The sequence below is a fragment of the Paraburkholderia sp. SOS3 genome (genome assembly GCF_001922345.1).
Classification (GTDB): domain Bacteria; phylum Pseudomonadota; class Gammaproteobacteria; order Burkholderiales; family Burkholderiaceae; genus Paraburkholderia.
The window spans coordinates 1,418,726-1,443,289 of record NZ_CP018812.1 but is presented as its reverse complement, the minus strand read 5'-3'; the positions used below and the strand labels follow the sequence as shown (position 1 = coordinate 1,443,289).

At 58.7% G+C, this 24,564-nt stretch carries 25 protein-coding genes and 5 pseudogenes; 7 read left to right on the top strand and 23 right to left on the bottom strand.

The window, feature by feature from the left end:
* Positions 1-31: 31 nt before the first annotated feature.
* Positions 32-1,270 (bottom strand): MFS transporter, encoded by a 1,239-nt coding sequence (locus BTO02_RS26420; protein ID WP_075160089.1) that lies wholly within the window; start codon positions 1,268-1,270, stop codon positions 32-34.
* A 246-nt stretch (positions 1,271-1,516) separates the two neighbouring features.
* Here BTO02_RS26420 and BTO02_RS26415 point away from each other — a divergent pair, with 246 nt between their 5' ends.
* The gene (locus BTO02_RS26415) at positions 1,517-1,780 is read left to right on the top strand and encodes a hypothetical protein (protein WP_075160088.1); all 264 of its coding nucleotides are present in this window, start codon (positions 1,517-1,519) and stop codon (positions 1,778-1,780) included.
* A 40-nt stretch (positions 1,781-1,820) separates the two neighbouring features.
* Here BTO02_RS26415 and BTO02_RS34870 read toward each other — a convergent pair whose 3' ends face one another.
* From BTO02_RS34870 to BTO02_RS26405, 3 genes are all read right to left on the bottom strand, one after another.
* The gene (locus BTO02_RS34870) at positions 1,821-1,988 is read right to left on the bottom strand and encodes a hypothetical protein (RefSeq protein ID WP_198039325.1); all 168 of its coding nucleotides are present in this window, start codon (positions 1,986-1,988) and stop codon (positions 1,821-1,823) included.
* 179 nt (positions 1,989-2,167) lie between these two features.
* Entirely contained in the window at positions 2,168-2,542 is a 375-nt protein-coding gene (locus BTO02_RS26410; RefSeq protein WP_442953508.1) for a DUF427 domain-containing protein, read from the bottom strand.
* A gap of 155 nt (positions 2,543-2,697) precedes the next feature.
* Positions 2,698-3,885 carry an MFS transporter gene (locus BTO02_RS26405; RefSeq protein ID WP_075160087.1) on the bottom strand — a complete coding sequence of 396 codons (1,188 nt, stop codon included), beginning with the start codon at positions 3,883-3,885 and terminating at the stop codon, positions 2,698-2,700.
* 293 nt (positions 3,886-4,178) lie between these two features.
* On the opposite strand from BTO02_RS26405, the gene BTO02_RS26400 reads away from it, so the two are divergent.
* Positions 4,179-5,183, top strand: a complete 1,005-nt coding sequence (locus BTO02_RS26400) for a ferritin-like domain-containing protein (RefSeq protein ID WP_198039324.1) — start codon at positions 4,179-4,181, stop codon at positions 5,181-5,183.
* A 151-nt stretch (positions 5,184-5,334) separates the two neighbouring features.
* Positions 5,335-6,402 (top strand): lysylphosphatidylglycerol synthase domain-containing protein, encoded by a 1,068-nt coding sequence (locus tag BTO02_RS26395; protein WP_083615524.1) that lies wholly within the window; start codon positions 5,335-5,337, stop codon positions 6,400-6,402.
* A gap of 89 nt (positions 6,403-6,491) precedes the next feature.
* On the opposite strand, the gene BTO02_RS26390 is transcribed toward BTO02_RS26395, so the two are convergent.
* From BTO02_RS26390 to BTO02_RS26370, 5 genes are read right to left on the bottom strand one after another with little or no spacing between them, the layout of a single operon-like run.
* Positions 6,492-7,334: an IclR family transcriptional regulator gene (locus BTO02_RS26390; RefSeq protein ID WP_232243683.1), complete on the bottom strand. Its 843-nt coding sequence runs from the start codon at positions 7,332-7,334 to the stop codon at positions 6,492-6,494.
* Positions 7,331-8,083 carry an amino acid ABC transporter ATP-binding protein gene (locus tag BTO02_RS26385; RefSeq protein WP_075160085.1) on the bottom strand — a complete coding sequence of 251 codons (753 nt, stop codon included), beginning with the start codon at positions 8,081-8,083 and terminating at the stop codon, positions 7,331-7,333. Before BTO02_RS26385 ends, BTO02_RS26390 begins: the two co-directional genes overlap by 4 nt.
* Positions 8,080-8,730, bottom strand: a complete 651-nt coding sequence (locus BTO02_RS26380) for an amino acid ABC transporter permease (RefSeq protein WP_075160084.1) — start codon at positions 8,728-8,730, stop codon at positions 8,080-8,082. The genes BTO02_RS26385 and BTO02_RS26380 overlap by 4 nt, the downstream gene beginning before the upstream one ends.
* Positions 8,731-8,778: 48 nt before the next feature.
* Positions 8,779-9,495 (bottom strand): amino acid ABC transporter permease, encoded by a 717-nt coding sequence (locus BTO02_RS26375; RefSeq protein ID WP_075160083.1) that lies wholly within the window; start codon positions 9,493-9,495, stop codon positions 8,779-8,781.
* A 31-nt stretch (positions 9,496-9,526) separates the two neighbouring features.
* On the bottom strand, positions 9,527-10,363 hold the full coding sequence (locus tag BTO02_RS26370) for an ABC transporter substrate-binding protein (RefSeq protein WP_075160082.1): 837 nt from the start codon (positions 10,361-10,363) through the stop codon (positions 9,527-9,529).
* Positions 10,364-10,384: 21 nt separating this feature from the next.
* Here BTO02_RS26370 and BTO02_RS34485 point away from each other — a divergent pair, with 21 nt between their 5' ends.
* Complete coding sequence (locus BTO02_RS34485; protein ID WP_156883990.1) at positions 10,385-10,594, top strand: hypothetical protein; 210 nt, start codon at positions 10,385-10,387, stop codon at positions 10,592-10,594.
* A 554-nt stretch (positions 10,595-11,148) separates the two neighbouring features.
* Here the strand turns inward: BTO02_RS34485 and BTO02_RS35680 are convergent.
* The 3 genes and pseudogenes from BTO02_RS35680 to BTO02_RS26355 all read right to left on the bottom strand — a co-directional run.
* Positions 11,149-11,284, bottom strand: a pseudogene (locus BTO02_RS35680) (RHS repeat-associated core domain-containing protein); the annotation flags it as partial.
* Between the two features lie 60 nt (positions 11,285-11,344).
* Positions 11,345-12,883, bottom strand: coding sequence for an IS3 family transposase (locus BTO02_RS26360; protein WP_075157113.1), 1,539 nt, complete (start codon positions 12,881-12,883; stop codon positions 11,345-11,347).
* 84 nt (positions 12,884-12,967) lie between these two features.
* Positions 12,968-13,315, bottom strand: a pseudogene (locus tag BTO02_RS26355) (ATP-binding protein); the annotation flags it as partial.
* Between the two features lie 17 nt (positions 13,316-13,332).
* Here BTO02_RS26355 and BTO02_RS26350 point away from each other — a divergent pair.
* Complete coding sequence (locus BTO02_RS26350) at positions 13,333-13,572, top strand: ATP-binding protein (RefSeq protein ID WP_332262284.1); 240 nt, start codon at positions 13,333-13,335, stop codon at positions 13,570-13,572.
* A gap of 44 nt (positions 13,573-13,616) precedes the next feature.
* Complete coding sequence (locus tag BTO02_RS34480; protein WP_156883989.1) at positions 13,617-13,817, top strand: hypothetical protein; 201 nt, start codon at positions 13,617-13,619, stop codon at positions 13,815-13,817.
* A gap of 81 nt (positions 13,818-13,898) precedes the next feature.
* Here BTO02_RS34480 and BTO02_RS35675 read toward each other — a convergent pair whose 3' ends face one another.
* From BTO02_RS35675 to BTO02_RS35665, 3 genes and pseudogenes are all read right to left on the bottom strand, one after another.
* Positions 13,899-14,249 (bottom strand): immunity 50 family protein, encoded by a 351-nt coding sequence (locus BTO02_RS35675; RefSeq protein WP_442953523.1) that lies wholly within the window; start codon positions 14,247-14,249, stop codon positions 13,899-13,901.
* A gap of 49 nt (positions 14,250-14,298) precedes the next feature.
* Positions 14,299-14,487, bottom strand: a pseudogene (locus BTO02_RS35670) (HNH/endonuclease VII fold putative polymorphic toxin); the annotation flags it as partial.
* Between the two features lie 189 nt (positions 14,488-14,676).
* Positions 14,677-15,048: pseudogene (locus BTO02_RS35665) on the bottom strand (RHS repeat-associated core domain-containing protein); the annotation flags it as partial.
* A 78-nt stretch (positions 15,049-15,126) separates the two neighbouring features.
* On the opposite strand from BTO02_RS35665, the gene BTO02_RS26335 reads away from it, so the two are divergent.
* Positions 15,127-15,357: a SymE family type I addiction module toxin gene (locus tag BTO02_RS26335; protein WP_075160077.1), complete on the top strand. Its 231-nt coding sequence runs from the start codon at positions 15,127-15,129 to the stop codon at positions 15,355-15,357.
* Between the two features lie 664 nt (positions 15,358-16,021).
* Here BTO02_RS26335 and BTO02_RS26320 read toward each other — a convergent pair.
* The 8 genes and pseudogenes from BTO02_RS26320 to BTO02_RS26285 all read right to left on the bottom strand — a co-directional run bounded on the left by BTO02_RS26320 (position 16,022) and on the right by BTO02_RS26285 (position 24,548).
* Positions 16,022-16,483 (bottom strand): hypothetical protein, encoded by a 462-nt coding sequence (locus tag BTO02_RS26320; RefSeq protein WP_156883988.1) that lies wholly within the window; start codon positions 16,481-16,483, stop codon positions 16,022-16,024.
* 440 nt (positions 16,484-16,923) lie between these two features.
* On the bottom strand, positions 16,924-17,595 hold the full coding sequence (locus tag BTO02_RS26315) for a tyrosine-type recombinase/integrase (RefSeq protein WP_075160073.1): 672 nt from the start codon (positions 17,593-17,595) through the stop codon (positions 16,924-16,926).
* Positions 17,595-18,014: a hypothetical protein gene (locus BTO02_RS34860; RefSeq protein WP_075160072.1), complete on the bottom strand. Its 420-nt coding sequence runs from the start codon at positions 18,012-18,014 to the stop codon at positions 17,595-17,597. Before BTO02_RS34860 ends, BTO02_RS26315 begins: the two co-directional genes overlap by 1 nt.
* A gap of 644 nt (positions 18,015-18,658) precedes the next feature.
* Positions 18,659-18,748, bottom strand: a pseudogene (locus BTO02_RS35545) (transposase); the annotation flags it as partial.
* A gap of 77 nt (positions 18,749-18,825) precedes the next feature.
* Entirely contained in the window at positions 18,826-19,215 is a 390-nt protein-coding gene (locus tag BTO02_RS34475; protein ID WP_156883987.1) for a hypothetical protein, read from the bottom strand.
* A complete protein-coding gene (locus BTO02_RS26295; RefSeq protein ID WP_198039323.1) occupies positions 19,215-19,565 on the bottom strand; it encodes a hypothetical protein in 351 nt (116 codons plus the stop codon). Before BTO02_RS26295 ends, BTO02_RS34475 begins: the two co-directional genes overlap by 1 nt.
* A 223-nt stretch (positions 19,566-19,788) precedes the next feature.
* Positions 19,789-20,070 carry a hypothetical protein gene (locus BTO02_RS26290; RefSeq protein ID WP_075160071.1) on the bottom strand — a complete coding sequence of 94 codons (282 nt, stop codon included), beginning with the start codon at positions 20,068-20,070 and terminating at the stop codon, positions 19,789-19,791.
* Positions 20,067-24,548: an RHS repeat-associated core domain-containing protein gene (locus BTO02_RS26285; protein ID WP_075160070.1), complete on the bottom strand. Its 4,482-nt coding sequence runs from the start codon at positions 24,546-24,548 to the stop codon at positions 20,067-20,069. Before BTO02_RS26285 ends, BTO02_RS26290 begins: the two co-directional genes overlap by 4 nt.
* Positions 24,549-24,564: the final 16 nt, after the last annotated feature.

Below are 24,564 nucleotides of genomic sequence, written 5' to 3'. Positions count from 1 at the left end.
GGCCGCCCGCGGTGCGCCCGCGGTTGCGCAATTATGCGGCCGGCGATTCGCGCTTCACGAAGTGTTCACGATCGGTCACGAAATAGACTAGCGCCGCCACCGGAAAAACGAGGCCGACGAGCGACGTCAGCGGCCAGCCGCCTTGTGCATACGACCAGCCGCCCAACGCAGAACCGAGCGCACTGCCTGCAAAAAACGTCGTCATATAGATGCCGTTGACCCGCGATCTGAATTGCGGCCCCAACGAAAAAATCGCGCGCTGCCCAAGCGACATATTCGACGACACGCCGAAGTCGAGCACGATACCGGCGACGACGAGCCACGTCAGCGACAGCGGCGCGCCCGGCGGCACCATACGCGCAAGCAGCAAGGCGACGATCACGGCCAGCAATGCAATCGCGGTGGCCGGCCGTGTCCAGCCACGATCTGCGAGACTGCCCGATACAGTCGCGGCAATCGCGCCCGACACGCCAACCAGTGCGAACCACGCGATACCGCCTTGCGAAAGCCTGAACGCAGGCCCCGCGAGCAGCAACGGCGTGGTTGTCCAGAAAAGGCTGAACGCCGCCCCGAGACAACCAGTATAGAACGAGCGGCGCCTGACGACCCGTTGCGTCAGCAACAAATGCCACATCGACGCCAGCAGTTCGACATAGCGCAGCTTCGACAGCGGCTCGCGCGGCGGCAGCACGATCGCAAGCAGCACCATCAGGGCGGCCATCAGCGCCGCCGACAGAAAGAAAATGGTATGCCACGACGACGAGACCTGCGTAACGAAGCTTGACGTGGGGCGCGCCAGCATGATGCCGAGCAGCACCCCGCTCGTCACATTGCCGACCACGCGCCCGCGTATGCGCTCGGGCGCAAGATGCGCCGCATAGGGCACAAGCACGTGGACCGCGACGCTGCCCAATCCGATCATGCACGCAGCAATCAGAAAGAGTGCAGCATGCTGCGACAACGCGGCGCCGAGAAGCCCGAGCGCCGCAAAGCCCAACAACGTCAGCGCAAGGCGCCGGCTTTCGATCAGATCGCCGAGCGGAACGACGAACAACATGCCGACGCCGGTGCCGATCTGGGTCATCGTCACGATGAAACCGGTCGCGCCCTTTGCGACGTCGAGCGAGGCGCCGATCAATCCGGCGAGAGGCTGTGCATAGTAGATATTGCCGGCGGTCAAGCCGCATGCAAAAGCGAGCAGCAGTACGAGCCCCGGCGATACGCGCTCGCTTGCGGCAGGCGGCCCGGGCCGGTCGATGTTGTTGGTCATGGACGGATCTTCAATAGGAAGTCGACGTTTCCGAAATAGACGGAATGCGCTGCACAAACAAAGAGCGACGCATTCGATGCAGCCGCATCGACAACAGAACAATTTCGCGCCGGCAGTTATTCCCGCGAGTCATGCCACAGCCGCGCGCTGGCGGCGCCCTTCGCATCGCGCTAGACTGATGGGCAGGAGTGCAACGAATACGACACGTTTCATGAACGTGGCCGCACATTCGATGGAGATTGACCGATGGATCACACGAAGCTGACCGCGCACTTTCCGACGATCGATGTGGAACTGACCCGACGCGACCTGCCCGAAAAAAACGGCGAGGTCGTGACGATTCACATCACCGCCACCCCATCGTTCGACGCAGCCGCACGATCGCTGCTGCAGCCGGGTCTATTTGCATTCGCCGGTCCGCTGATGTTCTGGACGGAAATGGTGCGCGTCTGGCAGCCGTGGTTGCCGGCAGCGTTCACGAGAGCGCTGCCGTCCCCAAAGCCTGAATGAAGCGCTTGATGAAGCACTGGTAGGTGCCTGTCGTCAACGCCTAGCGGTCTCGGCCGCGAATCCTCTTCGCCGCGGTAATCAGTGCGATGCCTGCCATGATCACCGCAACAATCGCGACGGTGTGCTGCGACACATGCAGGGTGACGAGCGCCCATGCGATGCCGGCAATCAGAATCAGCCATCCCACGAGATAAACGACCAGCGTCATCGAAGGCTCCGTTCGGGTATCGGAAAGCGGAAATTGAGCCTTAAGGCAGTTGCCCTAAGTGCCCAACCAAGCTTTCTTTTCGAAAGCAAATTCGATACCCGACCGGCAACGCCGCACGTCACGACGCGATCACGCGCCTTCGAGAACCTTAAGCGGACGCTCTGTGAAATGCCGGAAAGTCAGCCCGGCTGAATCCGTATCGCGTCGACACGGTCCGGATAGAACGCGAGATGACCTTTGATCGCGCTCACCGCGTCGTAAGGATTTTCATATGTCCAGACTGCATTCAGCGACCGGTCGCCGCCGGCTGGAATGCTGTAGTAACTGCATTCGCCCTTGTACGGGCAATAGGTTGCATGCGAAGTGCGCTCGAGTTGCGCCATATCCGCATCTTCGCGCGGAATATAGAGCACTTCCGGATACGATGCCTCGCGCAGCACAAGTGCGTTTCTCGTATCGGCAATCACTTTGCCGGCCACCACAACCACGATATGCGACGGGCTTTTCGTTACCGTGATCGGATGATCGGGCCCGGGAATTTTCACCGTCTTCACCGTATTCTGCATATGCGACCTCATCGAATGGCAGAGCACAACGCGATGGCCTGATACGGCCTGGATGCGACCAGCGGCCATCATATGCCGATCCGAAAACCTGCGTTTGTGTAAGGTCTTCCCGCAATATGCAGCGCGGTAACCGCCTTGCGAGGTCACCCTTTCGTTTCGTCGCGCCCGGCCAGCAAGGGGCGCGCACTGCGATCGGCGATCAGTTGCACGAGCACCGATGCAAACGAGAACGCGAGCCCTGTCGCGCAGACACCGGCCCAGCCCCAGACACTCCAGGCGAACGTGCCCACTGCGGTACCCAGTGCGCCGCCCGCAAAACGAATCGTCATATAAAGCGTATTGATGCGGTTCATCGCACCTGCGCTGATGCCCATATTGCGCGACATGTTCGCGACGTGTCCGATCTGCACGCCGAAGTCGAGCACGATCACACCGGCAACGAGCCCTGTAATCGACCCGCCGACCAGCGCGAACACGCCATACGCGATGACCATCGCCATGCTGCCGGCGAGCACGACGCCGCGTGCATCGCCGCGATCGGTCCACTTTCCCGACACGGTCGACGCACTCGCCCCGACCACGCCGACAAGGCCGAACAGACCAGCCGTCGCGCTGCCGTAGCGCGCATCGATCGCATGCAGGTGAAACGCGAGCGTGGTCCAGAACGCGCTGAAGGCGGCGAATTGCAGCGCGGCGATGGCCGAGGTATGGCGGATCAGCGGCGCTTCGCGCAGCAGCGTCCAGAGCGAGCCCATCAGGCTTCTCCAACTGCCCGGGAAAACCGGCTCGGTGCGCGGCACGACCGCGAGCAGCATGACGACGACGCCGACCATCGCCGCCGCGGCGATGCCATATACGGCGCGCCAGCCGAACGATTCGGCCAGCAAGCCGGACACCGTGCGCGACAGCAGAATGCCGCACAGCAAACCGAACATCACCGTACCGACCGCCCTGCCGCGCTGCTGTGGTCCGGCCAGTTGCGCAGCCAGCGGCGTCAGCAGTTGCGGCGTCACGCTCGTCAGGCTCGTCATGAAACTCGCCACGACGAGCCATGCGAGCGTCGGCGCAAAGGCGGTAGCGACCAGCGCCAGCGCCGCGGCGAGCAGCGTGACCGTAAACAGCGTCGTGCGCCGCATCATGTCGCCAAGCGGAACGAAGAGCAGCAGGCCAAGCGCATAGCCAGTCTGTGCGGCGACCGACGCGGAACCGGCCGCGCGCTCGGTCACATTGAACGTGTGCGCGAAATCGACGAGCAGGGGCTGGTTGTAATAGTTGTTTGCGACGACGACGCCTGCGGCCAGCGCCATCACCCAATAAACCGATCGATTCATTCGCGGAAGTCCCTCTACGTGTCGGAATGTGCGCTGACGGCCGAATGCCGGATAGCGAACCGCTGACGGCGTCGCGCAACATGATTTTGTTCGCAAGAACGTTACGCAATGTGCCGCGATTCGTCTGATTACGCAATCGGCAGTGCAAACAGTGCACAAAGCAAGCCGAACTCGCGGCACGCTCGTGGCGCAGGATGCAAAACCCGTCCTACCATGAATCATGTGGCGCGCACGGGCGGTTATAGAAGATTGGGGTGACTGCGGACGATCCATTCACGCAGGGGGTCACGAGCATGGAACATCAGCTTCTCGACGATCCGGTCCTCGACCCGTTCGATGCGGCGCAACTGGTGCCCGGATTTCGTCCACCGAGCCAGAGCGGCGCGCTCGACGCGGCGGCACTCGAGGCCGCGACGCGCAGGTCCGTTCAATGGCGAAGCGCAATCGACGGCCCGCTCGTGCCCGGCGGCGACACACACAAGCGCGAGATGTGCCGCATGTTTCGCGAGACCTTCAATCCGTACCGCCCTGCCGTACTCGATTGGCCCCGACTCGATGCGGCCACGCTCGAACGACTGATGTCGCTGCCGATCTGGGACATCGCCGTGCAGACCGAAGGCAAGGCACGGCTGCGCATGGCCGCTTACGCGAGTACCGTCGAAGACGCCGAGGTGCGCGCCGCGCTCGCGCTCAACGCATGGGAAGAAAGCCGCCATAAGGAAGTGCTGTCGCGCATGGTCAGCGCATACGGTATCGAGCTCGCCCGCGAAATACCGTACGCATACCCGAGCGACCCCGAGTGGGCGTATCTGGTCACGGGCTACAGCGAATGTATCGACAGCTTCTTCGCATTTGGACTGTTCGAGGTGGCGCGGCGCTCCGGTTTCTTCCCGCCCGAACTGATCGACACGTTCGAACCCGTGATGCAGGAGGAATGCAGACATATCCTGCTGTTCGCGAACTGGATCGCGTGGCACCGGGCGAAACTGAATGTGTGGCAACGCATTCGCTTCGAGCTGAAAGTCGCTGCGGCCTGGGTGTTTCTCGGCTGGGAACGTATCGGTCTTGCGCGCTCGCTCGATGCGGACGGTAACGAACAGAGCGTCGATAACAACTTCACTGTCACGGGTGCACAATCGATGTCGGCGGAGCACATCGGCGCGCGCGAACTGATGCTGCTGTGCCTGAAAGAAAACGATCGGCGCTTTTCGGGCTACGACGAACGCCTGCTGCGTCCGCGGACCATGCCGGCACTCACGCGCTTTGCATTGCGCTTCATGCGCAAACGCAAACCGTAAAGCGCGCGAACGGTTGCGCGCATCTCACTACACGAGGCGAACGATGCGATTACCCCGCCTGGTGCGATTCGATTCCGATGGCCGTGCGTCGCCGCGGTCGCGCGATCCGCTGCGCCGCCGCTTTCGCGTCGCGATGCCGGGCGGCCGGGCGATGCGATACTTTGGCCGCATCGCCGCCGCAGCGGGATTACTGATTGCTTTATGGCTGGTATCGAATGACGATCCCGAGGCGGTGATGTCGCTTGTGCGCACGGCGGGGGCCGGCCTTGTCGTCGCCGCACTCGCGCATGTGCTGCATATGCTCGCGAACGCACGCGCATGGCAAACGCTGATGCTCGATCCACCGGTGCCGCGTTACCGCGCCTTGCTCGGTCTGATCTGGATTCGCGAATCGATCAATGGCCTGCTGCCCGTGGCGCGAATCGGAGGCGATCTGATCTCGTTCCGGCTGCTTCTTAAAAGCGGCTTTCCAGCGTCGGCGTGTGCAGCCAGTCTGATCGTCGACATGCAACTGACCGTGATCAGCCAGCTGCTGTTTGCTGCAGCCGGCATCGCCTATCTGTTCGCGCATGTGCACTCCGACGCGTTGCGCACGGTCGGCAACCTCGCGTGGGGCATCGTGCTGATCGCGCCCGCGTTCGCGATATTTGCGGCGATCCAGCACGCGCGTCCGTTCGAACGGATGATGCGCGCGCTCGATCGCATTGCGAGCGGCAAGCTCGCGCAGCTAGTCGGCAAATCCGCCGACATCGACGAAACAATCAAGCGCATCTGGCGTCGCCGCGCCATCATCTTGCGCTATCTGTTTGTCTGGCAGCCGCTGCAGGCGATTGGCACATCGCTTCAGATCTGGCTTGCGCTTTACTTCTTCGACACGCCTGTTAGCTTTGCAGAGGCGTTCGTCATCGATTCGCTGGTTCAGGTGGCGGCCAGCGCCGCGTTCTTCGTGCCGGCCGCACTCGGCGTGCAGGAAGGGGGCTTTCTGCTGATCGGCGGCATGCTCGGCCTCGAACCGGCGACCTGTCTCGCGCTTGCGGGTGCGCGACGGGTGCGCGACCTCGTGATCTTCGTGCCGGGCATGCTTGCATGGCAAATCGCGGAATCGCGCATCGCAGTGTTAAGTTCAACCGCAAACACCGGTCACGCCGGTAAAGCCGTTCCAATCGCCGCCAAGGCAGGCGCCGATGCAAGCACCGATGCAGACGGCCTTGAATCTTGACAGGGCTGGCATTGATCGCGCATGGACTTTTGCAATGCCGCGTTGAAGAAACGACTCCCGCGCCTTCGCAGCAGCTTTCGCTTCAAGCCTTATCGAGCGTACGTTTGCGACAACGCTTTAGCCGAGCGAATCAGATCTTCGAGCATGGCGGCACGCTTGGCCGCGTCCGTGTCGCGTCCGGTCATGAAGCAGAGCGCGGCCACCGCATGGCCCATGCGGTCGCGAATCGGCGCGGCCATGCAGCAGCGGAACGTCTGCGACAATCCTTCGGTGCAACAGTAGCCCAGTTGGGCTGCGCGCTCGACATCATGCAGAAAGTCGTCGAAGACGATGCGCGTGCCGTTGTCGAGTACGAAATCTTCGTCCGGAATCAGTGCACGAATTTCCGCGGCGCTCAGATGCGCGAGCAGCAGCCGGCCGGTTGCGGTCCACGGAATCGGCACCCTGACGCCAATATCGGAACTGATATTGAAGGGGCGTGCGCTGTTTTCCGACAGCACCACCGTGTACTTGTTGCCTTCGAGCATGCAGAGCTGCGCGGTCTCGTCGTGAACTTTCACGAGCGAAAGAATGGTTTGATGCGCGCGGCTGATCAGATCGTTATGCACGGCATAGTCGGCGCCGTAGTAATGCATCTCGCGGCCGAAAAACACGCTGCCGTCCGGCCGCGTTTCAAGCCAGCCTGCCTCGGTCAGAATCGTTACGAGTTCGTAGACGCTCGAGCGCGGCGCGCCGGTCGATTCGATCAGTTCGCGCATCGTGAGCGGACGCCTCGCGTCATGCAACTGCCTGAGCAGCGCAACGACGCGATCGACCCCTCGCGCCCGTGTCGATTCGCTGGAAGATGCGCTTGCGGCAGCACCGGACGATGTGGGCGCCGCGCGTGCGCCGCCATCGCGGCGTCCGGACTTCGAGTTCAGATTCGCGCTCAATGGTCGAGCACCCGGTGCAGGAACTGGCGCGTGCGCTCGTTGGCCGGGTTCACGAAAATCTGCTCGGGCGCGCCCTGCTCCGCGATCACGCCTTTGTCCATGAATACGACGCGGTCCGCGGTCTTGCGCGCAAAGCCCATTTCATGCGTGACGACGACCATCGTCATGCCGTCGCGCGCGAGGCCGCGCATCACTTCCGTGACCTCGCCGACAAGTTCGGGATCGAGCGCGGAGGTCGCTTCATCGAAGAACATGATGCCGGGTTCGACCGCCAGCGCGCGCGCGATTGCGACGCGCTGTTGCTGGCCGCCCGACAACTGGCTCGGATAATGCTCCGCCCGATCGGCAAGGCCCACGCGATCGAGCGTTTCCATCGCGCGCCTGCGCGCATCGGCAGGACTCATCTTGCGCGCCTTGATCAGCGCGAGCGTGACGTTGCCGAGGGCGCTCTTGTGCGGAAACAGATTGAACTGCTGAAACACCATGCCGACATGCCCACGAATTTCCCTGGCGCGCCGCGCATCGTGCAACGGCACGTTGTTGACCCACACTTCACCGGCATCCGCTGTTTCAAGCCCGCTCATGATGCGCAGTACCGTGCTCTTGCCGGAACCCGATGCGCCGATCAGCACGAGAACCTCACCGGGTTTTACGTCGAGATTCACATCGCGCAGCACCTGCGTAGCGCCGAACGACTTGCTGACGCCGGACAGATTGATCACCGGCTTGCCCTGCGCGTTCGTGGTCATGACAGCACGCTCCTTCTCCGATCGTGACGGCGCACCCACTGCGACAGCGGAAAGCACACGATGAAATACAGCACGGCGACCAGGCCGTAAATCTCGACCGGCTTGCCGACGCGGTCGACAATCGCCTGACCGCCATGCATCAGCTCCGACATGCCGATCATGCTGACAATCGACGTATCCTTGATCAGCGACAGATACTGGCCGATCAGCGGCGGCAGCACGATGCGGCCGGTTTGCGGCAGCACCACCGAAAAAAACGTCTGCAGCTTGCTCAGGCCGAGAATTTGCGAGACTTCCCACTGCCCTTTCGGCACCGCCTCGATACCGGAGCGAAACACCTCGGCGATATAGGCGCCCTGATACACGCTCAAACCGACCACGCCCGCCGCAAACACGTCGATCGCGTAACCGAAGTACGACACGCCGAAATAGATGAAAAGCAGCGTGATCAGCACCGGCGAGCCGCGAAAGAGCTCGGTATAGAGCTTTGCGATATAGCGCGTGCCGGGCGGCCCGAAGGTGCGCAACACGGCGGCGAACAGCCCGATCAGCGTGCCGCCGATAATCGACGCCGCCGATAGCAGCAAGGTGGCCCACAATCCTTGCAGCAGGATCGACAGGCTGTTGAATAGCAGTTCGCTCGACATGGTCGGTCTCTTGCGCCTGAATGCTCAAATACGCGATTGCACGGATGCTCAGGTGCGGTCCACCTGGCGCGCGAAGAAAAACGCCCGCCGCGTGCGCTTTTTCATTTCGAGCGGCGGATGAAACACGCGTGCACCGATCTGCGCCGCAACCCACGAAAGCGCATTGCTCAGGATCAGATAAATGACAAGCGTAATGGTGAACGTCTGCACATAGAGCAACGTGCGCGAATTGATCACCGTCGCGGTGCCGCTTAGCTCCGGTAGTGCGATCGCCGACAGCAGCGATGTGCCGAGCAGCAGCTGGATCAGGTTATTGACGATCGCCGGATAAACGGCACGCGCCGCTTGCGGCAACACGACGTCGACAAAGATTTGCGAGCGCTGCATGCCGAGAATCGATGCGGCTTCGAGTTGCCCGCGCGGCACCGACTGAATGCCTGCGCGAAACACTTCAGCAAGATAGGCGCCGACATTCACACCGAGCGCGATCACGCCCGCCGTGTACGCATCGAGCCGGATGCCGAGCGTTGGCAAGCCGAAGAACACGATAAAGATCTGCAGCAGCACCGGCGTATTGCGGATCGCCTCGATATAGATGCTCGCGATCGAGCGCAGCACCATCACGCGCGACGAACCGGCAAGCGCGGTCAGAAGGCCGAGCGCGATCGAAAGCACAAACGCGAGCAGCGTGACCTGCAGCGTCAGCCACGCCGCGCGAACGAAATCGTTCGCGTAACCGGCGAGGGTCATCCATTGGTAGCTCATCGCTTCTCCGTACGCCGCAGCGGCAAACGGCCTAGAACTGCGGATTCAGCGGATAGTGCGGGTCGACGCCGAACCATTTCTTGTACAACTGCTGGTTCAGCTTCGACGCGTTGATCTGGAACAGGAACAGGTTCAGGTAATCGAGCCACACCTGATCGCCTTGCTTGACACCGAAGCCGTTGTATTCGAGCGGCACAAGTGCTTCGTCGGTCACAGTCAGCTCGGGATCGAGCTTCGCCTGATACGCGAGGAAGTTGTTGTCCTCGATCATCGCGTCGGCCTGGCCTTGCTTGACTGCGAGAATCGCGGCCTGCGAGCTGTCGTATTCCTGAATCTTGACCTGCATGTTCAGAGAACGCACTTCGTCGCCGTTCGTCGAGCCTTTGACGGTGGCGATCGTGCGATTCGACATGTCCTTGATCGACTTGATGCCGCTGCTTTTCTTCACGAGCAGCGCTTCGCTCGCCACCACATACGGATTGGTGAACGAAATTTCCTTCGCGCGTTCGAGGTTTCGCGTGAAATTGCAGAACACGACGTCGACCTTGCTGGTCTGCAGGTTCGGAATGCGGTTCGCGCTCGTCGTATTGACCATTTCGAGCTTCACGCCCATCTGCTTGGCGAGTTCTTTCGCGAGATCGACGTCATAGCCGTCGGGAGCGCCGGACTGATCGTAGAAACCGAATGGCGCAAAGCTCAGACAGTCGCCGACGCGTAGCGATCCGCGCTGCAAGACCTGTTTGAGCGTCGAGTCTCCCGCGCCTGCGCTCTGCGCGGGTGTGTCGACTTTCGTGCAGGCGGCGAGCGCCAGCAGTGCGGCAACAGCGGACAGGCAGAGAAATTTTGCGCTGGCTTGGGCGAGTCTCATTGTTGGCGTCCCGATCGGAAGATGGAAATATTCGACGATGCGCAGTCCGATATATCGGAATCGAGTCCGATACGACAGATGGCAGCGAGTGTTTCATGGACAGAAATTCCGCGCAACCGGGAAAACGCGGGGTTCGGCGGCCGGCATTTCGTCGAGTATTTCATTTCAATTCTTTCATCTTCAACTGGAAATGGCTTTTTCGAAATACCCCCTGCTCAAGTAAAACGTTGAAATAGCCGCATTGAAATTCAAACCATTTATTGCATATAGTCACGCGCCTGAATTACCGGGCATGTCACCCCATGTCCCAGCGGCCCTGAAATTCTGTCCTGCTACATCCTTGATGCTCGCCGTAGATCCCGTCGCAGCATTAGAACCAAGAAATTTCGATGCAGCAACAGGATTAGCGCCGTGTCCATGTATACTAAAATCAACGTCTTCATACTTGAACCCGCCACTGGGGAATTTCATCGGATCGGGTCCCCACATGCACCAACACACCAAACCGCCGCTTTTTCCGTGGCCTAAATTCGCTGGACGGTGGATCTAGCAGGCGGAATTCAAAGCAGGGTAGCGCGTCACGATCAGTGTTGAACAGAGACGGATGACTATTACTGCTGATTAGACGAACGAAGGCCGCGCTCGCGGCCCTAATATTTAAAATTTAATGGTATTCAACCCTGTAACCCAATAATTTATAACCTCGACCATCCGATAAATTAATTCATCTTCTACTATTTTCCCAGTAAACAACCCTAGCTCTCTACGTTGGATCGAGCAGGCAGGATTTGAGCATGCAAGTCCCAGTGGATCGACCCACTGAATCGGATTCGGCGCATACTGATACAGATTAAATCCGCCCAGAAGCCCAATCGGATCCTGACTAACAAACCGCCCGACATCCGGATCGTAATATCTGAAAAGTGTCAACGTCGGCCGTAATTTCCCCAGAAGGGGGTGCGGCGGAATTCTTGGACTGGTTTATGTCGTGAGCCCGAGGCTCTCCCGGTATTCGATCGGACTGAGTGCGCCAAGCGAGATCTTGATCCGTTTCTCGTTGTACCAGCGAATGTACGAGTCGACGACCTCAATGAACTGGTCGGTGCTGACGGTCTGCCAGTCCCGGGAGTAAAACAGTTCCGTTTTCAGTCGTCCAAAGAAGCCTTCGCACGCCGCGTTATCGGGCGAGCAGCCCTTGCGCGACATTGAGCGAATCAGATTGGCCTCACGTATCCGGGTAAGCCAGCCTGGCCAGCGATAATGCGCACCGCGATCTGAATGGACAACAGGTCGGCTACTGCTACTACCGATTGCGTCGATGGCGGCATCGAGCATCGTGTTCACAAGCTCGGCGTCTGGTCGCGTACTGATCGACCAACTGATCACAAGCCCATCGAAGCAATCAATAACCGGCGCCAGATAGACTTTACCGGCAGGAATCTGGAACTCCGTGATGTCTGTGAGCCACTTTTCATTCGGTGCTGCTGCCCGGAAATCGCGGTTGATAAGGTTCTCGGGAGCCGGACCTATTTCTCCAGCGTAGGAGCCGTATCGTCGTCGCCTCGTTGTGGCCGCGCTTAGCTGCTCCTGCTTCATCAGGCGCCGAACGACCTTCTCCGAGATGAAGACTTTCTGCCTGCCAAGTGCCGCGCGCACCCGGCGATATCCATAGCAGCGGTGATTGAGCTCGAAGATATCTGCGATGGCAAGGCGTACACGAGCGTACTTGTCGGCAGTCTGTATCCGTGCCCGGTGATAGAAGTAGGAGCTACGGGCGAGCCCCAATTCCGCAAAAAGCTCCGGCAGCGTGTAGGTCTGTTTCAGGGCATCAACCAGCATTGTCTTCTCCCGATTCGTCAGGAGTTGCGGGTCGACGCCCAGGCCTTTTTTTATTATTTCATTGGCCTTCTTCAGGATGTCGTGTTCGATCTGGAGCTTCCGGATGTCTCGTCGGAGTGATTCGACCTGCTGCTCCAGCGTCGCTTTCTCGGAGCTCTCCGGCGGATCGTTGCGGCGTATCATGATTGAAGCAACCTCCTGACCGAGTAACCGATTTCTCCAGTTGTACAGCGTTGGGCGGCTCACGCCAATCTTTTTAGCAACTTCCTCTGCGCTTTCGCGTCGAGTGCACAGATCGATGACCGCTGTCCGCCTGCGCTCTGGTGTATGCCGAATACCCGAAGCCTTCCCGAGAACGCGTTTCGTTCGCTCGGGATGCAACTCGTCAAGCCAGGCGACAAGCGTCCCGCGTCCCGGATACCCCAACGCTTTCGTCGTTGCAGCCAGACACTGGCCATGGCTCATATAGTGGTCTGTGGCCGCCTTCTTTTGTTCTTCCGAATAGCGCGGCCTCAGGCAAATACGTTCCTTCGGCAAATCCAGACATCGCTCGTACGTGTGATACCAACGTTCGAGAGACTTCGTTGTCGGATAGCCTAATTGACGAACGGTCGCTGTAAGCCGCTTTCCAAGCTTCAGGTAGAGCTTGACCGCTCGGATGCGGTCTTCGTACGAGTACATGGACTAGCTCCCAAATAGTCCAAGAATTCCGCCGCACCCCCGAAGTGTCGAAGTAAAATTCCCCACCCTGTGTGTTTGTGGTGATCAGCCGTCGACGTGATCAGGTGAGCTCCTTCGGGGGCGGCCGGGACGCCGGCGTGGCGGTTCGGCAGGTGCCGGATTCAGGGAAGAGGTTCGGTTGCGAAGATGTTCAGGCAACAGATCGGCGTGTTCGCGCAGGCGATATGAGGAGCCCTCGATCTGCACGACGATCGCGTGGTGCAGCAGCCGGTCGAGCAACGCCGCGGCGACGACGCTATCGCCGAACACATCACCCCACTCGCCGAAGCTGCGGTTGGACGTCAGGATGATCGCGCAGCGTTCGTAGCAGGCATTGACGAGCTGGAAGAACAGGTTGCCGCCGTTGGAGCCGATCTGCAGGTACCCGAAGTCCGCCCGCCGACGAGGACCTGCATGAACTGATCGCCGAACGTTACGAGGCGGCGTCCACCATCGTCACGAGCAACCTCGATCTGACCGAATGGGATCAAGCGTTCCCGGCCAATCGTTTGCTCGCCTCGGCCACGCTCGACCGCCTGCGCCACAACGCTTACTGCCTGGTGCTCGACGGTCATTCCTATCGAAGCCCACGACATATTCCGGAGCACCACTTGAACCTTGCAAACGGCAGCCAAACCGTCCATTCTTGAACCCACCAAGATGCTCGCTTCTACCCACTTCTGCTGGCGCCTATATGCCGGAAATACCCGGCTCCTTTATGCCGGAAGGTGACAGCAGAGGCATCCTGCGACGCACCCCTGATCCCGGTCCTACGCAGCCAGACGACACACCGTATTTTCCATGGATGGAAATCGCCGACCGTTGGCTCGCCACCGCCGGCTTCAAACCCGGTGAGCGGGTCAGCTTCAGCATCGATTACCGCTATAACAACTGATCATCATGCCGGACCTTGGCTGACCGAACGTATCAAGGGCCGCACACGCGGCCCTTGATACAACTACAAACCAGATACTCCTTACTTACTAAGATATACCGATGGTCCGGTAAGATGGATGTGCTGGCACATAAAATCTATACTAAAGTCATTGCCATTGATTATTACCCTATTATTACCTTCTCTCAGATAAAATTCTATCTTTGCAGACATACTTGTCAATATCCCTGAAATAGAGACACCCGTCACGCCAGCACAATAAAGTCCAATCCGGCAACGATTAAAGTCCTTTCCCCATTTTTCCGGAGGCTTGTCAGGCAAAGTGTCAATTATATCAAAATTAATGGTTATGGTTGGGCCATCCCTTTTCATTTCTATGTCAAAGAGATCAATATAACCAACCTCTGGCGGCGTAGAGAAAACACGCCGCATCAACTCATTGCAGGGCAAATCAGTCCAATACATCGTATGCCACCCATCATTAAAAACCGTAATGATCCAAGGTTCCCGGGACACTACCTGTTCTAGTATTATCGTATGGCCTTACATTTAGATGAGGCCCCTGATCGCCAACTCCACCTTGCCCGAATTCGTGCCCGACAGAATGGTCCTGAATGACAATCTTGGAACCATCAGAATTTGTGTAATGGTACTCCCTTGTCCAAACAGGCTGCTTTGTTGATGGATTCAACACAGGATTACCATTTCTATCCGTCATCATAACTTGATCGTACTGCTGCATTCTTTGATTTTTTTGATTGAAAACCATCTCTGGCTTCTGGCTCACTGGTATCTGAGCATCCCTCCTGGCTGCTCTGAATGCAGCATTTCTTGATTCGAATTTACCGGTCGATCCACAACTCAACCCCCACGGATCAATCCAGCTGACCGGATTCGGCGCATACGCATACAGATTAAATCCGCCCAGAAGCCCAATCGGATCCTGACTAACAAACCGCCCGACATCCGGATCGTAGTATCTGAAAAGATTGTAGTGCAGTCCCGTCTCGGCATCTTCGTACTGCCCTTGCAACCGCAACGACTGCGGCAGCGGCTTTTCGGCCTCGCCTCGCCGCCCCGGCTCAAACTCCCCCGCATACTCCTGCAGTACCACATTGCCCCAGGCGCGATACCGCGTTCGCCACACCACCCGCCCATGCCTGTCGGTCAGTTCCTCCGGTGCCCCACTCGAATTCGTGTGGAAGTGATAGATCTGCGCTGGCGCGCGCGCCGTGGCCTCCGTCTGCCTTCCTTCCCCTTGCTCATACGCACGCCACGACCACTGACCAACTCATCAAGGGGGTTGATCATGGCTGATGCCAATCTTGAAGCACGCCCACACGTTACGGAACGCTTCGTAACCGTTCAGCAGTCGCAGCGCGAGAGCCACTCGAACAAACCATACTGGCAGCGATCCGAACCGCCGTGTTTTCCGTGGCTCAAGCTTACCGGACGATGGATCGAGCAGGCAGGATTTGAAGCAGGGCAGCGCGTAAGGATCAACGTTGAACAGGGGCGGCTGATCATTACCGCCGAGTAGAAACACGAACGGCCGCGTCAGCGGCCCTTCGTCTCAGATCAACCGGAATATCTGTGCCAGAGAGAGTTCGTCCTCGTCCTCTACCTCAGTGATTGAGTAGCCTGAAGGTAATGCGGATCGAATGGACTCATATAGGTCATTGGTTGCATTCGTGATTTCCAGAAGCAACTCATTCTCGCCTACCTTGAACACTCTCAGATCGTACGCCCATGTATTGAGAGATTTCGGATCTTTGAGCGCGATGCAATTGTCCTTTTCATACACGATGATCGGGCCTCGCCTCAACTCACTCATAACGTTGTCGGCGCTGTGCTTACCACTATCCAATCTGATTGAATATTCGTAACTCATAATCAGCTTCCGTCACCATGAGGGCGTCCGCGAACAGCAGGAAGATCGGCGGGGTTTCGAATTCCAATGTGCATTTCGTCACCGTCCATCGTCGTTATTCCTCGGTCGCTCAACCGGTTTTTACATGGGTCTTGCTTATGAACGTGAGCATTATTCCCTGACTTGTATCCACTCGGGTTTTGATTGCCGTATTTGTGGATTCTGACCTCCGAGCCATCCGCGTGATTCCACGTCGCGTTTTTCCCATTGTCCTTGGTCTTCGTGAGCCCGTCCTTCGCTATGGCCTTTTCGATCTGAGCGACGCTCATACCCTTCAATCTCTGAAGAGCTCCTGCTGCTGACGAACAAGCAACCCTAACGGGTCAATCCACTGTATCGGATTCGGCGCATATTGATAAACTTTTTCCTTCGACGCATCTGCCCCGCGCGCGAGCCGCAACTCCTTATCTGGCAAGCCTTCCAGCCCGACGCCTGCCGCCGAACTAAAAAAATTCCCCAGACGCGCATCCTGCGCCACCATCGGCAACAGTCCGTTGCCAGCGAACACACATAACAACGCGAGCGCGCACAAAGCCAGCGAAGCAGTTCGCCCGCACCAGACGCGGCCAATCGTAGTCCAAATCGTTTCATGCGCGCGAGTATAGCCCTTGCTCTCCATCATCCCGCCGTGACTGACGGCTGTCGGCGGCCGCAGGCCGACGACAGACGGCAGACGCGGCGGAACAGGGCACACGCGCACCGACGCTCCACACCCGCGCAGGCGCATCGCTGCCACCTCTTAGCCGCTCGCTTTTGACTTTGACTTTTCATTGATCCCGCCGCGAACGCGGCGCTGGACGACTGCGCATTAGCGCACTGGATTTGCTTTTATTCGTTCTTCCAGTTCATGGCCGCTTCGCGGCCACTGTTCTATTTCTTGCGAAGCACACCCTCGGGCCGGGGGCCCCGGACATAACGCCGATTAGCGCATTCCGGCGTGTGGGCCAGCGGCGAGCCGTTCCTCGAGGCTTTGGCCCACACGCCGGAATGCGCTAATTGGCTTTTGCGTTATGTTAAATGCGCGCAGCGCATTTACCCCCGGCCCTTCGTGCGTTCCGGCCCAACGGGCCGCACTTTCTTCTACCTCTCAACGCTCGATCACGCGGGCAAGAGCGCCGGTGTTTCGTCATTCACTTTCTGGCTCGCCTTCGTTGTCCGCTTCCGCCTCAATAGCGGCTAAGAGAGAAGCGGCCGCAGCTTGCGCATGGGTGCCTTTGCGTCATCCACGTAATCCGGCTCGCGCATCACCCCATCGCCCCGCGCCGGATGCGTCACCGCATAAATCTGCTTCAACTTCTCCACCGACACCATCGTGTAGATCTGCGTCGTTGCCAGCGACGCGTGTCCAAGCATCGCCTGGATGAAGCGCGTATCCGCCCCGTTGTCCAGCATGTGCGTGGCCATCGCGTGTCGCAACAGGTGACACGATCCCGCCTTGCGGATTCCCGTCGCCTCCATCATCCGCTTCACGATACGCGCCAGATACGAAGCCTCCATCGGCTCGCCGAAGTCCGTCACCCACATCGCATGATGCCCGCCCGTGGTGAGCGCTTCGCGCGCCTCAAGCAGATATCGATCAAGCCACTGCAACGCGCGCACGCCAATCGGCACGACCCGGTCACGCCGGCCTTTGCCCTCGCGAACCAGCACCAGACGTCGCGCATGCTCGATGTCCCATGTCTGCAAGTGCGCCATCTCCGAGCGCCTTAAACCCGTCGAGTAGAACACCTCGATGATCGTGCGATCACGCAATCCAATCGGCGTGCTCACATCCGCCTGCGCCATCATCGCCTCGATCTCCGTCACCGACAGGATCGAGCGCGGGATGCGTTGCCCGATACGCGGCATCACCAGCTCGGATGCGGATTGAACGGCAGATGACCTTCGCGCACCAGCCACCGCCCGAAGCGCCTGAGCGTCTGCAAACGCACCACCTGACCCTTCACCGACAACGGCTCGCCGTTGGCCTTGCGATACAGATACAGCGAACGCTGATACTGCTCCACGATTTTTACTGTCAACTGCTGCGGGCCATCGAGCGCACGCACCCCACACCATCGCACGAAGTCCACCAACGCACGATGACCCGTCGTGACGGTGCTTTCTGCATACGCCATCATCCGCAGCCATTGCGCGTGCGCGTGCAGATACGCCTGCCAATCCGGCAGCACGTCTGCCTCTACTGTCAACCGCGATTTGCGGCGACTATAGGCCGCCGTCTTGCGGCCCTTCACCCGCTTGTTCGGACGCACCGGCGTGTAAGCCATCAGACGTGCTCCTGCGGGTACGGTACGACGAAGCCCGGATTTTTATCCGGGCAGAAGTGCATTTCTCGCGCGTCTTCATCCGATTCCGCCATCGCGCTTATTTCATCGGCATCAGCGGGAATTGGCGCAGCCCGCGATGGGGCCGATATGGGGGCGTTTTGGGGCCGCGTTGCCCCCGCGAACTGACCATTTTTACCCCGCGAACTTTGAATCGTAGCCGTGTCGATCAGCCCGGCAAGGTGCGTGGAATCGCTGCCGTCTCCGTCATAGATCAACTCGTATTCGAAGCTCTGGCCGCGCTTGCCGCGATGCGTGAGCAGATATTCAAGCTCCACCAGTCGATCAAGGTGCGCGCGCGCCTGCGTGTCACTCTGTCCCGTCCACGCGCGCACTTCCCGACGACTGAAACGCACCGATTCGCGCGGCAATGGCTTCGCCTTCACCGCCTCAACAATCGCTTCCAATACTTTGCGCGTCACCGGCGGCAACTCATCGAGCGAGCGTCCGAGCACTTCATGCACGATCCGGTTCGCCGCTTCAATATCGGCCAGCGTCACCTCGATGTATTCCATCGTCTCGCCCGCGTGATGCACCGTCTTCACTTCCCGCTGACACTGATGCAGCAGCGCAATCGTGTCGATCAACTCCCGGCAAATCTCCGGCACCGCCACGCCAGCTTCTGCGCGCTTGAGCGCATCCATGATCTGACTATCCGTGAACTTCGACTTCTTCATTGCGTAGAACTCCCTCTGCTGGAAATTCTACTTCTGATCCCGCTTACCGGACGGGGGTATTATCCTTTGTTTGTCTACTACATCGGATAATCTGTCAATCCAGAATCAACAAACCCCTCCAAATCCAAATTTTCCCTTACAAAATAATCTTCTAATGCGGAGGTAGACGGAATATCAATATACGGCCCCACTTTATCGTAATTAGGATCGAATCCATTAGCGATGTCACTCGCTGAGAACGTTGCATATCGCAATTTGAACGATGCCTTTTCAGGCGAACAAGCTTGCTCATATACCGAACCGCCAAGCATGGCATTCGGTGGCGTCCTCAACGGATAAGCCAGTCGATCATTTTCGCTCAATTTGACTTCTACCCATGTCCTTTCTAAAGAACTTTGCGACACTAGTTCCTTAACAAGAATATGCCCTTGCAAAAGCTTTTTAAACTTTTTAGAGTCGATATTCATTAGCTTCCCCAAGGAAAAAAGACGTGAATAACATCACCATCTAATTGATGAATTTGCAAATGTGGTAAAGCTCCATCCACATTCTCTGGGCCATGCCCCATCACTCGCCCTGGATTCAGCGGGTCCATAACATCATCCCAGTGGTATGTACCATTCTTCGTAGATTTACCAGTTAGGTAGTCCATTACGTTTTTCGTCGATGGTCCGCTCTCCCCAGTCATGTTCTTATAATCGTGACCGAGATAGCGCTCCATAAATAATTTCTCAGCTTCCGAGCGCGACGATACAGTAACTTTCTTTGCACCGGCATCCAGTTCCTTGCCCGCCTGCTTTGCGGTTACTCCACACATCAACCCAAGCGGATCAATCCAGCTGATCGGGTTAGGCGCGTATTGATAAACTTTTTATCCCGACGCACCCACTCCGCGTATACGCCGCAATCCCCTGTCCATCAAGGCTTCCAGCCTGCTCGCACTTCACTGCACGGAATTTTTCCCTGGATGCGATTTTCTCGCCGCTGGCGATCACGACCGTTTGAATAAACAAAGGCCCCGCAACGGAGCCGCCAGAGATTCACTTCTTTGGGCCGTAGAACCCGCGCAACTTCTGTTCGACGCTGACTACACGTTCACCAGCCGTTAAATTCATAGGCCAGTACTCGACCACCATGCGCGCAACTCGATTGCAATCGGTCGCAGTCGGCGGGTCATGTTCGAGGCAGTCCACATAGCCGCCAAGCACAGTGAGCACGTATCCCCGTTGCTCTGCCGATACGCCGTCTCTATCGGTGAGTTGCGACACCTCGGCAATAACAGCCTTTAGCTCTGCCAAGAGCGCATCCTTTTTGTTGGTCATGGTTTACTAAGCGCGTCCAAGTTGAGGATGAATTTCTGAACCTGTCCACCTGGTAGGCACGGACCCTGTGCTGAAGCCCGGCCTTCGATCATAGGTTCACCTTCCCGGACATTCCATTGTTGAATCTTGGTCATATCGTTCCACTCTGGCTTGACCGCCAACGATTCACGGCTTGCTGGGAATGTCTCGAACAAATACCGGCCTTTTGCGTACGCTTTGCTTTCATCGTAGTAGCGAAGGCCGTACTCGCTGGCTCCAGCGTTACGCATATCGATCGTTCCGACATCGAACGACTCCATGATCTCCTTTCTCCGCGCTCTCGGAACACCCGCGTCCTTGAGGTATTGCGAAGCTTGCTTTGCTCCGCCGTACGAGCCTTTGCAGCAGCAGACACTAGACAACCCCAGCGGATCAATCCACTGCACCGGGTTGGGCGCGTATTGATACAGATTAAATCCGCCCAGAAGCCCAATCGGATCCTGACTAACAAACCGCCCGACATCCGGATCGTAATATCTGAAAAGATTGTAGTGCAGTCCCGTCTCAGCGTCTTCGTACTGCCCTTGCAACCGCAACGACTGCGGCAGCGGCTTTTCGACCTCGCCTCGTCGCCCCGGCTCAAACTCCCGCCCATACTCCTGCAGCACCACATTGCCCCAGGCGCGATACCGCGTTCGCCACACCACCCGCCCATGCCTGTCGGTCAGTTCCTCCGGCGCCCCACTCGAATTCGTGTGGAAATGATAGATCTGCGCTGGCGCGCGCGCCGTGGCCTCCGTCTGCCTTCCCTCCCCTTGCTCATACGCACGCCACAACCACTGACCATCCTCACGTACCGAATCGATGCGCGCCAATGGCTCATAGCTCCCGCCTTCATACAGATACGTCGCTTCACGGTACCCACGCGCCTCCTGCAACAACCTCAACCCGTCCCACAGAAAACGCGTTTCCCCAAACGCATCTTCTTTCGATACGCGCCGGCCCAATGCGTCGTAGCAGTAGCGCACCCGCTGCTCCACACCATGTCGAACAGTCACCACCGCTTCGAGCTGATGCTCTGCATTCCAGAAGAGCTTTTGCCGTGTATGCGAACCCTTTAGTTTCTCGACCAGCCTGCCGTGTCCGTCATATCGGAACCGGCTATCCCCAGACATGACCAGCCGGTTACCCTCGATACGCCCCACCTGCCCGGCCGCCAACAAATTGGCGGCCGCATCGTACACAAACTGCTCATTCAATACGCCAACCTGCGGCACGCCCTCGCATCGCAACAGTTGCCCGCTTCGGTCGTAGGCGAAGCGCAACTCTCCCGCTATAGGATCAAGTCGCTTGATCAATTCCCCGCTTGCGTCATACGCAAATGCCTTTGCAAGCGAGTCCTCTCCCCTGGCGAAACGCCCCCACTCACCCGCTTGCCTTCGGCCGCCAGTCCAGCGACCCACGCGTCGCCCGCGACTGTCCCACGCCGTCCGAAGCGTTAGTGCCCCCTGCGTGCGTGCCACCTCCCGATGCAATGCGTCGCGCTCAAAGTCGCTGACAACCTCGCCATCATGGGTCGCACGATGCAAGTGCCCACTCCCGTAATACATCCACTCAAGCCGATGCCCGTCAGCAAGCTGCAGCGAGGTACGGTTGCCGAGTTCATCGTAGCCATGTTCCAACTTCGAGCACCGCGCCGGTTCCCCTGACCACTCGGTACACTCACTAAGCAGGCGGCCCAGCGCGTCATGCTTCAACTCGATACGATCTATTGGCTTGTCCTGTGCATCGCGGCGAGCGATCTCTATCAGGTAGCCGCCGGCATCATAGCGATAGGACGTCTCCGTCAGAGGTGTGGTCTTGAGCGTCAGGCGCCCTAGCCGATCACGCTCAAACCGCACAGTCACCTGCTCTGCTGTCCCTGCCCCCTGACAGACCGCGCTTGGGTAGCCAAGTGCATCGCGCTGATATGTCGTCAAGACGTCGTCGACACCTGCCTGTTCCATCAGCCGGTCTGCGGCATCCCAGCCGAAACGATATTGCTTGCCACTGGCGTTGATAAGCCGGCTCAGGTTACCCGCTGCGTCATACTGCAGGTTCACCTCATGACCATTGCCGTCGCGCCGGCTTACGACACGCCCTAGCTTGTCGTAAGCAAATCGGGTTTCCCGCCCGCCACCGTCCCTATGCGAGACAAGGCCGGCAAGCTGCCACGCATAGCATTCTTCGCTACCGTCTGGATGCCTTACTCGCACAATACGGTCCAACGCATCGTAACCGTAATACGACCCGTGGCCCAACGCGTCGCGGATTTCCACCATCCGTCCCCTGCCATCGTGCGTCAACCGCGTCGTATTCCCTGAACAATCCGTGCTTGCCATCAGGCGATGTAAACGATCCCAACCGAAGTGGCTCATTCCGCCACGCGCATCGATCCGGGCTACCGGCTGTCCCGCACGGTTCAGGCACCACTCCGTCCGCTGCTTCAGCGGATCGATCTGCGCCACCCGATTGCCTAACCGATCGTATTCGTATTGCCATCGGCTGCCGTCCGCCGAGGTAAGGCACACGGGCTCAGCCCATCGCGGATGCCATGCGATCTCAGTCACCTCCCCAATGGCGTTGATCACGCGAGTGGGAAGACCCCGTTCATCGTCATACTCGATTCGCGTCGCCGCGCCCATCGGATCCGTCATCGACAACAGTTCCCGCGAACCACTCCACCCGAATCGCCACGTATGACCCAAGGCATCGGTGTGTGCTGTCACCAGGTATGCCTCGTTCCAGACGCAACGGGTCTCCCGTCCCAAATGATCACGCACGAAGGTTGTTTGAGCCTCGAAATCGTAAGCGATCAGGTATCGATCTCCTGCATCGCTCCAGTGCTCGACAATTCGCGCCTCGCCGACCTCTGGCCCGCTTTCCGGTGCCAACCCGGTTCTCTCGAACTGCTCCCACCGATAGAACGCCGCAAGTCCTCCGGGCAAGCGATGCATGATCATTCGTCCGTCGGCGTCGTAGCCGTATTCGCGCGTAATCTGCTCCGCTGCATTGCGAACTGCGGCAAGCTGGCCCGCTTCCGAATAAGCGTAGCGCGCGAGGCATATGGGCGCCTCGCCTTCCATATGCAGCGTCACCTCTGAAACGCGCCGCCGGTGTATCGCATCGTATGCGAGAACGATCGTGTGTCCCGACATCGTCGCGAGGCCAACAAGCCGGCGCTCATCATCGTGACGCAAATAAAGTCGATTCGAATTGCGGTCTTCAATAACCCAAGGCCGAAGAAACTGCTTCGTCTCCTCAGCCGTGGCCTGACCAAAATCCATGCAAAGACCATCGTCGTGCTCAACCATCCAGTGGCCACCCGACGTGCAGGCAAAGGTCATCCCCTCGATTCGGCTATATGTCTTTTCGCCTCGACGCAAATGCGGCAAACGCGTACGCCTGCCTTGCGCGTCGATCCATTCGTGTGGATGCGTGCCGTCGCTTACCCACAGGTTCAATTCCACGCTGTAGGGCAAACTCCAGCCTTTCCCGAGCGGCCCATCGCTGCGTGGGTCCAGGCTGCTGTAGAAACGTTGCCATATCACCGGAATGGGTGCATCCAGCGTGAAATCGAGGTCTTCGTCTCCGTCGATTAACTTCGCTCCCGTTGGCAAATGCACCGGATGCCCGACACGACCGGAAGTCATTCGCCTCGCTGCCGCGTTCACTACCTCTCCGGCAACCGCGTTAACTGCGAAGTTCATCGCGAAACAGGCGACCTTACTGGCCAGCGGCCCCTTACCTCGTACGGCCTGACACAATGCGATCGCGAGGCCTGCATACTTTGCCACCGTGGCCAGCCACGGCGGCATCTCGGACCTGATCTCGCGAACCGCCACGGTTTCACCGCCGATGCTGACGTTCGGCGACCCAGTGTTCACAGAACCATCACATGTTGTCTTGTCCTTGATGCGCGAGGCGGGGTGGCCGTTGATAAAAACGCTCGACGAGCCCTCTGCCATATGTTCACCGTGCGGTGAGGGATGGTTCGAGCAACCCACGAAATCAAGGTCGGTGGCCGTGAATATGTCGGCGACAGATTGCGGCTCAACGCCTGGAGAAAGCGGTGGAGCCATGACACCGGCTGCGCGCGCCGCCCTCTGACCGTTGATAAGAACATCCTGAGACCCTGTTGCGATCGCTCCCTCGACTTTACCCGGTATGAAACTGTCGATCACCTCGTTTGCCATATCTGACAAATATTGCTCGAGAGAACCCTTCCCGGTAAAGGCCGAAGTCGCGGCGTCCGCCATGACGCCGATCACCGCACCGACAACGGCTCCCAGAACAATCGCACCCAACCCTCCAGTCCCGACAATGAGCGCCGCCGCCGCCCCGACAGCGAGGCCGACGAGCAACCCTGCGCCGACGCTCGCGGCCACTTTCAGTATCTGAGCGAACAGAGAAGTGTGTGTGAACGTGTCGTGGATACGAGCAGCAGCAAGAAGTCCCATCCTTTTCTTTATCCGT